This window comes from Flavobacterium potami (genome assembly GCF_020026915.1).
Classification (GTDB): domain Bacteria; phylum Bacteroidota; class Bacteroidia; order Flavobacteriales; family Flavobacteriaceae; genus Flavobacterium; species Flavobacterium potami.
The window spans coordinates 106,394-121,390 of sequence record NZ_JAINUY010000005.1 but is presented as its reverse complement, the minus strand read 5'-3'; the positions used below and the strand labels follow the sequence as shown (position 1 = coordinate 121,390).

Genomic DNA, 14,997 nt, shown 5'->3' with positions numbered 1-14,997 from the left:
GATTAAGCTAGCATAGTAACTGGGCTTTCGATGTATTGTTTTAATGTTTGTAAGAACTGAGCTCCAGTTGCACCGTCAATTGTTCTGTGGTCACAAGCTAATGATAACATCATTGTGTTTCCAACTACGATTTGACCGTTTTTAACTACTGGTTTCTCAACAATTGCACCTACAGAAAGGATTGCAGAGTTTGGTTGGTTAATGATTGAATTAAATTCAGTAATACCAAACATACCAAGGTTAGAAACTGTAAATGTGCTTCCTTCCATTTCTTGTGGTCCTAGTTTTTTGTTTTTAGCTCTTCCAGCAAGATCTCTTACTGAACCACCAATTTGAGATAAACTCATAGCATCTGTAAATTTCAATACAGGAACTACTAATCCGTCTTCAACAGCTACTGCAACACCAATGTTTACGTGGTGGTTGATGATGATAGCATCTTCTTTCCAAGTAGAGTTGATTTTTGGATGTTTTTTCAATGCTAAAGCACAAGCTTTGATTACCATATCGTTGAAAGATACTTTTGTATCTGGAACGCTGTTGATAGCAGCTCTAGCTTGCATTGCTTCGTCCATGCTTACTTCGATCACTAAGTTGTAGTGAGGAGCAGTGAATAATGATTCAGAAAGACGTTTTGCAATGATTTTACGCATTTGAGAGTTTTTGATCTCTTCTGTGTAAACTTCTCCAGCAGGAACAAATACTTTTGGAGCAGCAGCTTTTTCTTCTCCTTTAGCAGCAGGTGCTGAAGTATTTGAAGATGGAGCAGCTTGCGCAGATGGAGTAAAGTTTTCGATATCGCTTTTTACGATACGTCCGTTTTCTCCAGATCCTTTAACTTGAGATAATTGGATTCCTTTATCAGAAGCAATTTTCTTAGCTAATGGCGAAGCTAAAACTCTTCCGTTTGAATTGTCAGCTACAGCTTCTGGAGCTTTTTCAGCAGCAGGAGCAGCTTTTGTTTCTTCAGCAGCAGGAGCACTTGCAGTTGCAGTACCTCCGGCAGTAAAGTTATCTGCAATTCCAGAAATGTCAGTTCCTGCAGGTCCGATGATAGCTAATAAACTATCAACTGGCGCAGTGCTTCCTTCTTGAATTCCGATGTATAATAATGTACCGGCATTGAAAGACTCAAACTCCATAGTAGCTTTGTCAGTTTCAATTTCTGCTAAGATATCACCTTCAGCAACAGTATCGCCAACTTTTTTCAACCAAGTTGCTACTGTACCTTCAGTCATAGTGTCGCTCAAACGAGGCATAGTTACAACTACAACACCTTTTGGTAATTCAGTTGCAGCTTTTGCAGGAGCAGCAGTTTCTGTTTTTGCTTCTGCAGCAGGAGCATCCGCTTTTGGAGCTTCAGCAGCAGGAGCGTCACCACCAGCTAAAAGAGCAGAAATATCTTCTCCTTCTTTACCAATGATGGCTAATAATGAATCAACTGGAGCAGTTTCTCCAGCTTGAATTCCGATATGTAAAAGAGTTCCTTCGTTAAAAGATTCGAACTCCATTGTTGCTTTGTCTGTTTCAATTTCAGCAAGGATATCTCCTTCGCTAACTTTATCGCCTACTTTTTTTAACCAAGTCGCTACCGTTCCTTCCGTCATAGTATCGCTCAAACGAGGCATTGTTACTTTAATCGCCATGATGTTATAGTTTATGAGGTGTAAATGGATAGTCTTCTTGTGCGTATACTACATCGTATAATTGTTGTAAGTCTGGGTACGGAGATTCTTCAGCGAATTTCTGACATTCTTCAACTAAGTCTTTAACTCTTTGGTCAATTACTTCAATTTCTTCAGCAGTAGCATATTTTTGATCCATAATTACATCAAGAACCTGTGTAATTGGGTCAATTTTTTTGTATTCTTCAACCTCTTCTTTAGAACGGTATAATTGTGCATCAGACATAGAGTGTCCTCTGTAACGGTACGTTTTCATTTCAAGGAAAGTTGGTCCGTCTCCGCGACGTGCTCTTTCGATAGCTTCGTGCATTGCTTCAGCAACTTTTACTGGGTTCATTCCGTCAACAGGTCCACAAGGCATTTCGTAACCTAAACCTAATTTCCAGATGTCAGTGTGGTTTGCAGTTCTTTCTACAGAAGTTCCCATTGCATAACCGTTGTTTTCAACGATAAATACAACTGGAAGTTTCCATAACATAGCCATGTTGAAAGCTTCGTGAAGAGAACCTTGTCTAGCAGCACCATCACCAAAGTAAGTCATAGTAACGCCACCAGTATTGAAATATTTATCAGCGAAAGCTAAACCAGCTCCCACAGGAATTTGTCCACCTACGATTCCGTGTCCTCCGTAAAAACGGTGTTCTTTAGAGAAAATGTGCATAGAACCTCCCATACCTTTAGAAGTTCCAGTTGCTTTTCCTAAAAGTTCTGCCATTACGTTTCTAGGATCAACTCCCATACCGATTGGCTGAACGTGGTTTCTGTAAGCAGTGATCATTTTGTCTTTGGTCAAATCCATAGCGTGCAATGCACCTGCTAATACAGCTTCCTGACCATTATATAAGTGTAGAAAACCTCTAACTTTTTGTTGGATGTATAACGCTGCAAGTTTGTCTTCAAACTTTCTCCAAAGTAGCATGTCTTCATACCACTTTAAATATACCTCTTTTGTAACTTCTTTCATCTGAATTCTTTCTTTTGCTAAAGTTTGTTTGTGTTATCGATTATTGTGCCTGTAACGCAAAATAGTTTCCTCCCACAAATTTGCGCCCGAAAGGTCGGGATGCAAAAATAAGACATTACATTTAAGAAGTAAAATTTAAACGCTACTTTTTGGCTTTTTTTTACAAGAACTTTTTATCAAACATCAATGGAAGCAAATTTTTCAATGAAGATGATTTGTAAATCTCTCCAATTTCTCCCATAAAATAGATTTCTATTGGTGTGTCTTGCTTTATCTCGTATTCTGCAATAGATTGTCGGCAAGATCCACAAGGCGGAATAGGGGCGGTAGTCTGATTCGTGTCTGAAGCTGCTGTAATCGCCATTTTTAAGATTTTTGCTTCTGGATAGGCGCTGCCAGCATAAAAAATAGCTGTCCGTTCTGCACAAAGACCGGAAGGATAAGCGGCATTTTCCTGATTTGAGCCCAAAATAACTTTTCCGTTGTCTAAAAGTAAAGCGGCTCCGACTCTAAATTTTGAATAAGGGGCGTAGGCTTTTTTTCTTATTTCAACGGCTTGATTCATTAAATTCTGAATTTCGGACGAAAGTTCGTTTAAATTCTCGTATATCGTAAATGAAGTTGTAATGTTTATTTCTTTCATTTGATTTTAAGGGAAAAAAAATCCAAATTCCTGAAATACCGGAATTTGGATTAAATTGTTTTTATTTTGTTCTTTTTTTAATACGTTTCGTATTTGTCTCCAAAGTTAAACGTTAAAGAGAAACGAAGTGTGTTTTCTAAAGGATTTTTTATTTTCGAAGCCGAGAATAAATAAGATACATCAATTTTCATGATGTTGTATTTGAAACCAGCTCCCAAAGAGAAAAATTGTTTCGCTCCCTTTTCAGGACTTTCATGATAATATCCTAAACGCATAGCAAATGAATCCTGGTACATGTATTCAGCAGCAAGGCTGTATGTTACTTCTTTTATTTCTTCTTTAAATCCGCCTGGAGCGTCTCCGAAAGATTTAAATATACCTTCAAACCAGCCTATATCATTATAGTTTCTGTAGCCAATGTCAGTAGCTTCTTGTTGCGTGATGTCTTCTGGATCATCAAAATCGCCGTCACCATTTACATCAACTGGAGTTCCGATGCCTGGAGGGGTTGGAACTAAAAGTTTTGTAAGTTCGGCACTTAATGTAAGTTTATTGTAATCATCAAATATAAAGTCAAATCCTCCACCTACTCTTAAGTTTGCTGGCAAGAAACTAGCGCTGATGTCATCATTGTCATAGCTTATTTTAGGACCTAAATTCTGAAAGTTAACTCCAGCTCTCCATCTACCGTTGAAATCCTGATAGGCAATTTCTTCAGATTGGTAAAAAGCGGCAACATCAACAGCAAAAGTTCTGGCTGCTTTTGCGTCAACATCTTCTGAGGCAACTTTTAAATTAGAATTTATAAAACGAGCGCCTACTGCCATTGAGAACTTTTCGCTTAATTTTAATGAATAAGATCCGTCTAAGGCAAATTCGTTTGGTGTAACAGTTCTCGTCGCTTCGTTGGGATCTCCTGTTGTTCTTAACTCAATTCCTCCAAAACCAAAATAACGAAAACTCGTGGCAAAAGCACTTTTTTCGTTGATTTTGTTGTAATAAGTTAATTGACCTAGAGAAATGTCGTTTGCAAGGTCTGTCAAATAAGGGGTGTAACTGATCGAAAGACCTTGTGCATCTTCAGAAAATGCATATTTTGCAGGATTCCATTGTTGAGAAAAAACGTCAGCAGAAGTTGCAACTCCCTGATCGGCTAAACCTGCTGCTCTGGCGTCTGCAGCTACCATTAAAAATGGAACTCCAGTAACGATAGGTCTCGATTCTTGAGCCTTTGAACTGCAAAAAATAAAAAAACAAATTAATAAAAGTGATATTTTTTTCATTGTTGGGACTAGTTGTTTTTGGTGGTGCAAATATATATAATATTATAGGATGACAAGCTTTTCGTATTTTTCTGCCTTTTTATTTGTTAGATTTGATTTTACTGTGAGTTTATAAATGTATACTCCTTTTCCGATTCGGTCTCCAAAATCATCTTTTCCATCCCAAGTTATATCTCTTGATAAAAATCCCTCTGTTGTTATGGTTTGATTTTTTGTCCAGACTACTTTTCCAGTGATCGTCATAACCTGAACCTGGACATCCAAAGGTTCGTACGGTCTGTTGTGGGAAAACCAGAATTGCGTATAGGTTGAAAAAGGATTTGGATAATTAAGAACGTGTGACAGTGTTAAAGAGTCGTCTCCCACAACTGTAAACTGAATTTCGCTTGTAACAGGATTGTTGTAAACATCCCATGCCGTAAAACTGATTGTATGTAAACCCGGAGCCAAATTTCTTAACGGGAAACGTAAATTTCCATTTGTATAATCGTCTAATTTTGTCTGATAATAATCGTTCAAAATATAGGGATTGCTCACATCTCCGTCTAAAATTGCAACAATATCATGTCCGATTCCACTTGCTGTATTGATTCCGTTTTCGTCTTCCAAGAACGCTAAAAGAAACGGAGATTCATTTGTGATGCCTCCAGATACAAAAGTTTCGTCGTTCATATATAACTTAACTTTCGGACTTATATTGTCCTGAGGTGCATTTTCGTTAATTCCTCCAATCTTGATAGTGCTATTATAACCAGTTTGGTTCTCTAAAGATTCATTTTTCTTTGAATAAAAACTTATTCTTCCGTTGTCAACAGGGATTCTAATGTCTCTTGGAACCACAAAGCTAAATTCAAATTGACCGTTTGTAACCGATGCGTTTCCTCTGAAAATGGTTTCTCCTAAAGTTTTAAATTGCATTGCAGGACTATAACCATCATTATTTAAGGTAGATGTTGTAATCATTTTGTCGAAAATAGCGGTCGCTAGTTCTCCGTTGTAGTTATTTAAAAGAACGTTATTTTCGTCGGTTATTTCTCCTGATATTTTAATTTTTGAAAGAGATTTAAAATCCGGAATTGGCTGTGAAATCGCGATATCATTGACCTTGGTTAAATTTATTTTAGGTTTAGGAATTGCAAGCATTAGTGCGGGATCTCCAAGGTAAAAAATAACATTACTTGATGAGCTAGGATTTTCGTTTTTTGAAATTCGAAGTGTTTCTGCAATGGTATTATACTGATTAGAGCCGTAAGATAATAAGTTCTTGCTTAAGTTGTCGTTGAAATTTTCGGCATTAAATTGTCCAATTGAACGAATGGTTGTTAGCATAGAAATAGCGCCGCCTCTTGGATTCCAAAATGTATACTCTCCGGCAGTTGGTCGTGTTGGGTCGTCAAAACGGGAAAATTCGCAGGTAATAGTTATGAATAGAGGGTATTTGTATTGATTGTTTAAATTCTGTCCATCTGATTTTTCCCAAATTCTTTCACTTGCCAAACCATCTTCGCCTCCATGTCCTAAATAATTAAAAACTAAAGCGCCTTTTTCAAAAGCGTTAAAAATATCTGTTCTAGCTTTCGGATATCGAGAACCTCCCGCAGAAGCTTCTTGGGTGTAAGCGTCCAGAAATATTTTGTCAATATTAAAAAATGGTTTTTCTGTGGCAATTTGATCGGCTAAAGCATTTTGACGTGCTTGTAAGGTAGCATCCGAACTTTGGTCGGAATCATCACTTATTAAGACAAAATTATTACGCCAGTTTCCTTGCGATTTTGTGTCGTGGTATTCCAAGACTTTATTGACCATTTCGCTTGCCTGTGCGTTATCTGAAACTAACATTCTGCCGACAGCGATATCAATTCCTCCAAAAAAAGAAATTATATTTCCTTCATCGGGATCCATTAATCCAAAAAAATCATCTGAAGCAAAAGATGATTCTCCAACGGTGTTGCTGTTTAAAGAATGATAAATAGGTACAATATTGGTGTTGTTGGTAATTCGGTCTTTGTAATCGTAAGAAGCGTCTCCGAAAAGATTGATGTATTTTATTCTTTTATCTGGAGAAGATGCATTGTCGTAAATGTATTTTATGCAATTTCGGATAGCGCTGATATCCTGCTTTCCTGAAGAGAATTCTTGGTAAATGTTTTCGAGAGTAATTACTTTTACATTTAAATTAGAATTGGTACGATGATAAGTGGCTAATTTTTCTGCCTGAGAGCTTAAAGATTTGGGTGTAATAATAGCGTAATCGACATCTTGAAAGCTATTTTGATTATTTTTTAATAACGTGCCTTTAAGATTCTGATTTGCAATTTTGGACTGACTTTCTTTTAAAGGTGTGTAATAATCTACTGCATCAATCGCTACATATTTTCTTATCTCGCCAAGGTTTGCTTTGAAACTAAAAGAGGCTTGATTTGTGTTTTCTATTTTTGATATATTATATAGGTCTGTAATATCCCAAATTTGTGAAATAGCTCCAGCATTACCAATCGTGTAATTCACAACCCCAATTGTTGATCCTGCCAGATCGTATTGAAATTTGAATTGTTTTCCGGTACCTAAAAGTTTTCGCTTCGCAATTAAATTAATATAATCAAGGTAGCCTTTTGATCCTGGAACGCCGTTGTTGTTGTAGTTGAGTTTGATTTTAATATTGTCGGATCCTGTGAAAGTTGTATTTGTGGATAATTTACCGTTGTAGTACTTAGTTTCAGAACCTGTAATTAAAGAATTGAAAGTAATGTTTCCGATGTTTTGTCCATTTGAGGAAACTGTAAAAGAAGTAGGGGTATAGGCAGCAGATGCGGCGTTTACTTCAATTTTAACAGGCACGGAAGTTTCTAGATTTGGAAAATTAAAAGAAAATTCCTGTTCTTGATTGATGTCAAATGATTCTCCAAGCCATTGTCTTCCTAAATGAGCTATGTTTGTGAGGTCGGTTTCGTGCGATTGATAGTCATCAAACGTGTTAAGCTCTAATGTTGTGGTGCCTGTTGGCTGAACAAAATTTGGAATTCGCTTTCCGTCACTTCCAGTACTGGTTATATAATAGTAGGATTTTGTGCTGTAAACATTAATATTTGTCTGACTTTCTGTGTTCCAGTTTTCAACTCCTTCCGCATAGAAAAGTATGAAATCTTCATTGTTGAAAATTCCATCGCTTTCTCCTGAAATCTGGATAGCGTTTTCCATTAAATCTTCAGGATAATACGAATTGTTTGCCAAAGGAAGCATTCTTCCTCCGTTTCCGTAGATTTTTATTCTTCTTGGGTCGACTTTGGAAGGATCAAAACCAAGACTTTGCAAAAAGGATTTAGAAATTTTGTATACGCCAGATTTTTCTACATAAAAACGATACCAGTCGCCTGATGCTAAAACAGAATTTGAAATTACAGCACTTTTTTGAGTAACAATAGAATTGTTTGTTCTTGAAGTTGAGCCCGTCGTAGAATATGAAAAAGATTTTATTCTTTTAAAGCTGTTTCCGTCCTTAATAATAGGAGAAAGATTTAAGAAAACTTGTTGAATGCCTCTCGAGCTAGCTGTTTTTATCGACTCATTTGGTTTTTCAGGGATGTTGTTTGGTGTTAAATCACCAAGATCTGCATTCGAAATTTGTTCATAAATTACATTTGAAATTTGTATAGAACTAGAGCCAGAAAAGACAGATTGATTTAGATTTAGCATCAAAGTAATGCTTTTTTTGGTAGTATCGAATCGAAAACTATTGCCCGAGAAATAAGGAATAATTAGTTTTTGCTCTCCATAATTCATCTCTTTTTTGCCTTGCCAATCTACTGTAAAGCTCCCATTTATCTGGGAAAAACAGATAATTGGAAGTAAAAAAAGACAAATTTGTAAAGCTCGTTTCATACCTCAAAAATAAGGGTTTAATTTAAAAATATTTTAGTAAGTAAAAATATAGTATTTCATGTTATAGTAATAATAAAAAGTATATTTTTGCGTTCGTAACTATAGGTTATTTTCTGGTAAAAAAACAGTGAAATAAAATTATGAGAACAGATGTTGCCAATTAAATGTTAATTATTATATTGCAGCACCTAAATTTATCACCTAAGAATGAGTATGAAAGTAAACAAAATTGTAGCCTTGCAATTAATGATGTCAATGGTATTGATGTTGGGCACGGCTAGTTGTAGCAAAAAATCGAGTTCGAGTCACGCTTCTAGAGCAACTGGCTGGGATGTAGATAGTCAGAATGGAACTGCTGCTAGAAATGCAGGTAAAAAACAACAGGCTGGTCCTGGTTTGGTTTTTGTTGAAGGAGGTACGTTTACTATGGGTAAAGTACAGGATGATGTTATGCACGATTGGAATAACACACCAACCCAACAACACGTTCAATCATTCTATATGGATGAAACCGAAGTTACAAATGGTATGTACTTAGAATACCTAGAGTGGTTGAAGAAAGTTTTCCCACCAACAGAAGAAAATTACAAGAATATTTACGAAGGAGCATCGCCAGATACTCTAGTTTGGAGAAATCGTTTAGGTTACAACGAAACGATGACTAACAACTATTTAAGACACCCATCTTATGCTAACTACCCAGTAGTTGGTGTTAACTGGATTCAGGCAGTTGAATTTAGTAAATGGAGAACAGACCGTGTAAACGAAGCTGTTTTGGAGAAAAATGGATATCTTAAAAAAGGTGCTAAAACACAAGATGTTAGTGCTGAAAGTTTATTTAATACAGAAGGTTACTTAGCTTCTCCATCTACTACTTACGGTGGTAATGAAGAATTGGTATTAAAGAAAAACCAATCAGGAAGAAGACCTAAAGCAGGTAAAGATGGTGTTGTGCCAGAAGAGAAAAATGTGTATGCACAACGTTCTTCAGGTATCATTTTGCCAGAATACAGACTTCCTACTGAAGCAGAATGGGAATATGCAGCTGCTGCAGATGTTGGACAAAGAGAATACAATATCTACAAAGGACAAAAGAAATATCCTTGGTCTGGAGATTATACACGTTCATCAAAACGTAAAAACAGAGGAGATCAATTGGCTAACTTTAAACAAGGAAACGGTGATTACGGTGGAATTGCAGGTTGGTCAGATGATGGAGCAGATATCACAAACTCTGTGAAAAGCTATGCTCCAAACGATTTTGGATTATACGACATGGCAGGTAACGTAGCAGAATGGGTTGCCGATGTTTACAGACCTATTATTGATAATGAAGCGAATGATTTTAACTACTTTAGAGGAAATCAATATGCTAAAAACAAAATTGGTAAAGACGGTAAATTGGAAATTGTTACTCCAGCTACTATTAAATATGACACATTGAGCAACGGTAAAGTTGTAGCAAGAAATCTTCCAGGAGAAATTGCTCAGGTACCAGTTGATGAACAAGAAACTTATTTAAGACAAAACTTTAGCCAAAGTAACAATATCAACTACAGAGATGGTGATAAACAATCTTCAAGATATTTTGATTTTGGTGATTCAGAGTCTGGATCTAAAGCAGATCAGGCAATGTACAACTCTCCTAAGCATAATGTTACAACAGACAGTTTAGGGAAAATGATCAGAAAATATGACAACTCTAGTAAACGTACTACTTTAATCGATGATAAAGTAAGAGTTTATAAAGGAGGTTCTTGGAGAGATAGAGCTTACTGGTTAGATCCTGCTCAAAGAAGATATTTCCCTCAGGATATGGCAACTGACTACATCGGATTCAGATGTGCAATGTCTAGAGTAGGTTCAAAAGCTGAAAAAAGAAAATCACCTAGAAACTAAGGTTTAGAAATTCTAATAAAGAAAATTCCAAATTCCTAAAGCTGAATATTCAGTCTGGAATTTGGAATTTTTTTATTGTTTTTTTTTCTACTTTTATGTTCTATTAAATAATTTAAAAATGAATATTCAAGACATTCATAACTTGTTTTTACAATGCAGTTCTCTTTCTATTGATACAAGAAAGATTGAAAAGAATTCAATGTTTTTTGCAATTAAAGGAGAAAATTTTGACGCTAATACATTTGCCAAAGAAGCTCTTGATTTAGGAGCTTTATTTGTTGTTATTGACAATGAATCTTATTTTATTGACGACCGAACTATCTTGGTAAAAAATAGCTTGGAGACGCTTCAGGAATTAGCAAGATTTCATCGTTCTTATTTGGCGCTTCCGATTGTGGCTTTAACAGGTAGTAATGGGAAAACGACAACCAAGGAACTGATTAATGTTGTATTGTCAAAAAAGTTCAAAACAAAAGCGACAATTGGAAATTTAAATAATCATATTGGTGTGCCATTAACGCTACTTTCGTTTACAAAAGAAACTGAGATTGGAATAGTGGAAATGGGGGCTAATCACCAAAAAGAAATTGAATTTCTATGTCAAATTGCACTACCTGATTTTGGTTATATTACCAATTTTGGAAAGGCACATTTGGAAGGATTTGGTGGAGTTGAAGGCGTAATTGCTGGAAAAAGCGAGATGTATCAATATTTGTCGGCAAACGGCAAAACTGTTTTTGTAAATCTGGAAGATCCAATTCAGATTGAAAAATCAAAAGGAATACAATCTTTTACATTTGGTGTAAAGAACCCAAAAGCCGATTTGAATATTGAAGAGATTACGGCAAATCCTTTTGTGGCTATAAATTACAATAATTTTCAAATAGAATCGCATTTGATAGGTCTTTACAATGCGAATAATATTAATGCGGCAGTTGCGATTGGAAAATATTTTGAAGTTGAGGAAAACGACATAAAGAAAGCTATTGAAGATTATATTCCGGCAAATAACAGATCTCAAATGATGCAAAAAGGCTCAAATGAGATTATTCTGGATGCGTACAATGCAAATCCTAGTAGTATGGCTGTGGCGATTACTAATTTCCTTCAATTGGATAAAAAGAATAAAATCATGATTCTAGGAGATATGTTCGAATTGGGAGATGAAAGTCTTTATGAGCATAAAGTCATTGTAGATTCACTGTCAAATCAAACACAAGCATTATGTTTCCTAATCGGGAAATCATTTTTTGCCAATCAGGTTTCAAATGAAAATATCCAATTTTTTGAAACGTTTGATTCTTTTTCTGAATATCTGAAAACACATAACTTTGATTATAATACAATTTTAATCAAAGGATCTCGAGGGATGGCTTTAGAGCGAACCTTAGAATATATTTCATAAAAGAAAGGCCATTCGTAATGAGTGGCCTTTTTTGTTTTCTAAATAGTCATTAAAAATCCAATTAAGTTTTCTTTTTTATTTAGTCCTAGTTTTTTTCTAAGACGATAACGTGCTAGCTCTACACCTCCTGTTGAAATGTTCATGATTTCGGCTATTTCCTTGGTAGACATATTCATTAACAAATAAGTCGATAAATCGAGTTCTCTCGGAGAAATTGTTGGATATTGTCCCTTTAATCGTTTTAAGAATTCAAAATGTACATTCTTGATGTGTTTTTCAAGATCTTTCCAGCTTTTGTCTGTATTAACTTCTTTTACAATACTTTTATGTAGTTTGCTAAACTCTGATTTGGTATTGTCGTCTAATATGTTGGTGTCTATGTCTTTAAGTTTATGAATGATACCATTTAAAACTTTGTTCTTTTTTACAACCTGTAATGAGTTGTTTACCAATTCCTTGTCTTTAGCTAAGATTTTTATTTGAAGCTTGTCGTTTTTGAGTTTTTCAATCTCTTTCTCCAGATCATGTTGTTCGTGTCTGATTTTTGATTCTCTCTCCAAGTATAATCTTCTTTGTTCGATCGTTTCGTAATATCTGTTTTTTCTAATTTTTAATTTGATCCTGATCGATATAAGATATGCTCCAAGCAAAACAAGTATCAGATAGAATAAATAGGCTAGAAAGTGACGATACCAAGGCGGAGAAACGGTAAATTCTACTTCTGTAATATTTGATTCAATACCATAGCTATTTCTGGCTTTTAATTTCATTACATAATTGCCTTCTCTAAGATTGGTATATTCTTTTATGGCGGTTTGCGACCATCCGCGCCAATTTTCTTCAAATGGCTCTAATTTATACGAATACATCACATTATCCTGATTCTCGTATGTTGGAGAAGCAAAGGTAAATTTAACTCGATTGTATTTGTAAGGAATAGAATAAGTGTCTGCTTTTTCTGGTAGGTTTCCAGTTAAAATAGTGTCTCCCGGAAATGAAAAACTTTCGATAAATGCTTTTGGTTTAGTCATGAAAGTGTTCTTGATCGTTGAATTATAATGAGCCAAACGATCAGTTAAACCTATAAAAATATTCTCAGGGTCGATTGCATTTACTGAAATATAATTGTTTACTAGATTTCCGGACAAGTTGGAAAATATAGCTTGTTTTTTGGTATAAGTCCCATTTTTATTCTTGGCTAGAACTCCCAAGGATTCATTGAAAGCGTACCACAAACTTCCTGACGGATCTTCAATTAATGTGTTAATGGTTGGAATTCCTTGAAACAATTTGGTGATCTTTTTGTCTTCAAAAAAGGTTTCCTGTTCAACTGAATATCGGAAAAAATGATTTTGTACCTGAAAATATACTTTGTTATTGATTAATTGTAAACTGTTGATTCCTTTGAGTTTGTCTGAGATGTTAACGTGTTTTTTTATAAAATCAAAACGTAGTAAATCTTCTGATAGTTTTACCTGATACAAAAATGGATTTTTCTTTAACCATAAATAATTTTCGTCAATTTCTACAGAAAAATTATTTGTGGTTTCATCAAAACCTTTTACCTGATGCATATAATCGTAGCCGGTTGCAGACTTTTTAAACACCGAAAATCCGTTATAGCTTTCACCTATTATATAGTTTTCATGATCCGGAATTTTCTTAAAACCAAAATATCCTTTTGTGTCTAGAATTTTTGAAACTCTATTGTTTTCAATAACTAATGCTCCACTGTTGCTGGCACATATTAGGACATTGTTTAAGACTTGAATATTCCAAACCTGGGAAATGGTCCCTTCGACTCTGGTAAAAGGACTGTCTTTGAAGGATTGTCCCCAAGGATGATAAAATAACCCCTGGTTAGTGGCCACATAAAGATTGCCATTGTGGGTAGTTGAGGCATAAACTGTTCCTATGTTGTAACTGTAATCGAAATAAGAAAAAGGCGAGTTTTCGTTTATAAAGGTAATACCGTTATCCAGACCAAGCCAGATATTGTTCTTATTGTCGATAAATGATGCTAAAATCGTATTGTTTTGAATTCCTTTTTGTCTGTTTAAATGTTGAATTATTTTTCCGTTTAAATCGCAGATAATCGCTCCATCTAATACCGAATTCAGGATTATGAATTTGTTTTTGATAATGGAACCTCCTAGAGAAGTATTCTTTTTGATGAACTCATTCGCTTCTGTTGCCCATGGTTTTATAACACCATTTTCTGAAACAAAAAGACCTTTTTCTAAAGTTGCATATAATAGTCGATTGTTTGATAACGGAAATAGTGACCAAATCTCTTTGTCATTAAAAATTGTAGTACCTTTTATAGAAGTTAGTTTTCTATTCTTATATTCAAGAAGTCCGAGAGTTTTATCCTGAAAATAAAGATGATTGTTTACCATAAAAGAGAACTGAAACTTATGCGGAGCAGTTAATGTGGTTACTTTCTCATTTTTTAAGAAAAAAACTTTGCTGAAAGATTGAAAAATAATTTCTCCGTTAAAGATGTGGATTCTCCAGATTAGATTTATGTTTTCTTTGTCTATCGGGCTTAATAGATTGTATAGAGAATGGTATTTTAGAATACCTTTTTCATTGGTTTTAAAATATCCGAATTCGTTATTTCCGCCGACAAATATTCTTCCTAGGGCGTCAATTTTCAAACTTCTTATTTCAGATTTATTGGGTAATGAGTATTTATGCCAGTTTGAACCGTCAAACTGAATTAATCCACTGTTGTTGGCAAAATAAATATTTCCATTTTTGTCCTGGTCTATACTCCAGTTTTGGGTTCCTCCTTTATATTCTGATCTTTTATAGTTTTTTATGTCTGGAATTCCGATGTTTTTTACTTGACTAAATCCTTTGTTTTGTAAGAAAAAGAACAATATTAAAGCAAAAGTCTTAACTGTGAATTTCATAAAATTTTAAATGTATTTTTAGTAAAAATGCTATAATTTGAATTTAAATCGTTGATTTTTCAGTTGTGTTGAATCTGTTTTTTTAAATTATTTTTAATTTACAACGTTTTAGTTGTTGTTAAAGTAATGTAATATACGTTTTTTTTAATTAACATTTTTATAACAAAATTTTCTTATATTTAAGATATTGTAAATCAAATATTTAAAATAAAAATGTTGTGTTTTTGTAGGGTGTTAAAATTTAAGTTGAAGTGTTTTTGTAAAGAATTTTAATTCTGCATAGTTAAAATTTAACATTATAATTGCATTAAATTACTAATT

The 14,997-nt window shown here is 34.6% G+C and carries 8 protein-coding genes; 2 read left to right on the top strand and 6 right to left on the bottom strand.

The window, feature by feature from the left end:
* Positions 1-2: 2 nt before the first annotated feature.
* From K6T82_RS15415 to porU, 5 genes are all read right to left on the bottom strand, one after another.
* Positions 3-1,646 (bottom strand): pyruvate dehydrogenase complex dihydrolipoamide acetyltransferase, encoded by a 1,644-nt coding sequence (locus K6T82_RS15415; RefSeq protein ID WP_223707314.1) that lies wholly within the window; start codon positions 1,644-1,646, stop codon positions 3-5.
* Positions 1,647-1,650: 4 nt separating this feature from the next.
* Complete coding sequence (gene pdhA, locus K6T82_RS15410) at positions 1,651-2,649, bottom strand: pyruvate dehydrogenase (acetyl-transferring) E1 component subunit alpha (protein WP_223707312.1); 999 nt, start codon at positions 2,647-2,649, stop codon at positions 1,651-1,653.
* A gap of 160 nt (positions 2,650-2,809) precedes the next feature.
* Positions 2,810-3,292: a cytidine deaminase gene (gene cdd / locus K6T82_RS15405; RefSeq protein WP_223707309.1), complete on the bottom strand. Its 483-nt coding sequence runs from the start codon at positions 3,290-3,292 to the stop codon at positions 2,810-2,812.
* Positions 3,293-3,369: 77 nt separating this feature from the next.
* A complete protein-coding gene (gene porV / locus K6T82_RS15400; protein ID WP_223707307.1) occupies positions 3,370-4,575 on the bottom strand; it encodes a type IX secretion system outer membrane channel protein PorV in 1,206 nt (401 codons plus the stop codon).
* A 42-nt stretch (positions 4,576-4,617) separates the two neighbouring features.
* Entirely contained in the window at positions 4,618-8,454 is a 3,837-nt protein-coding gene (porU, locus tag K6T82_RS15395) for a type IX secretion system sortase PorU (protein ID WP_223707305.1), read from the bottom strand.
* A gap of 213 nt (positions 8,455-8,667) precedes the next feature.
* Here porU and gldJ point away from each other — a divergent pair, with 213 nt between their 5' ends.
* Positions 8,668-10,353: a gliding motility lipoprotein GldJ gene (gene gldJ, locus K6T82_RS15390; protein ID WP_223707912.1), complete on the top strand. Its 1,686-nt coding sequence runs from the start codon at positions 8,668-8,670 to the stop codon at positions 10,351-10,353.
* Positions 10,354-10,471: 118 nt separating this feature from the next.
* Positions 10,472-11,758 carry a UDP-N-acetylmuramoyl-tripeptide--D-alanyl-D-alanine ligase gene (locus K6T82_RS15385; RefSeq protein WP_223707303.1) on the top strand — a complete coding sequence of 429 codons (1,287 nt, stop codon included), beginning with the start codon at positions 10,472-10,474 and terminating at the stop codon, positions 11,756-11,758.
* Positions 11,759-11,796: 38 nt separating this feature from the next.
* Here K6T82_RS15385 and K6T82_RS15380 read toward each other — a convergent pair whose 3' ends face one another.
* The gene (locus tag K6T82_RS15380) at positions 11,797-14,676 is read right to left on the bottom strand and encodes a triple tyrosine motif-containing protein (protein WP_223707301.1); all 2,880 of its coding nucleotides are present in this window, start codon (positions 14,674-14,676) and stop codon (positions 11,797-11,799) included.
* Positions 14,677-14,997 lie beyond the last annotated feature (321 nt).

Coding starts and splice junctions, on each gene's coding strand:
- K6T82_RS15415 (WP_223707314.1), bottom strand. CDS start 1,646: ATGGCGATTAAAGTAACAATGCCTCGTTTGAGCGATACTATGACGGAA.
- pdhA (WP_223707312.1), bottom strand. CDS start 2,649: ATGAAAGAAGTTACAAAAGAGGTATATTTAAAGTGGTATGAAGACATG.
- cdd (WP_223707309.1), bottom strand. CDS start 3,292: ATGAAAGAAATAAACATTACAACTTCATTTACGATATACGAGAATTTA.
- porV (WP_223707307.1), bottom strand. CDS start 4,575: ATGAAAAAAATATCACTTTTATTAATTTGTTTTTTTATTTTTTGCAGT.
- porU (WP_223707305.1), bottom strand. CDS start 8,454: ATGAAACGAGCTTTACAAATTTGTCTTTTTTTACTTCCAATTATCTGT.
- gldJ (WP_223707912.1), top strand. CDS start 8,668: ATGAAAGTAAACAAAATTGTAGCCTTGCAATTAATGATGTCAATGGTA.
- K6T82_RS15385 (WP_223707303.1), top strand. CDS start 10,472: ATGAATATTCAAGACATTCATAACTTGTTTTTACAATGCAGTTCTCTT.
- K6T82_RS15380 (WP_223707301.1), bottom strand. CDS start 14,676: ATGAAATTCACAGTTAAGACTTTTGCTTTAATATTGTTCTTTTTCTTA.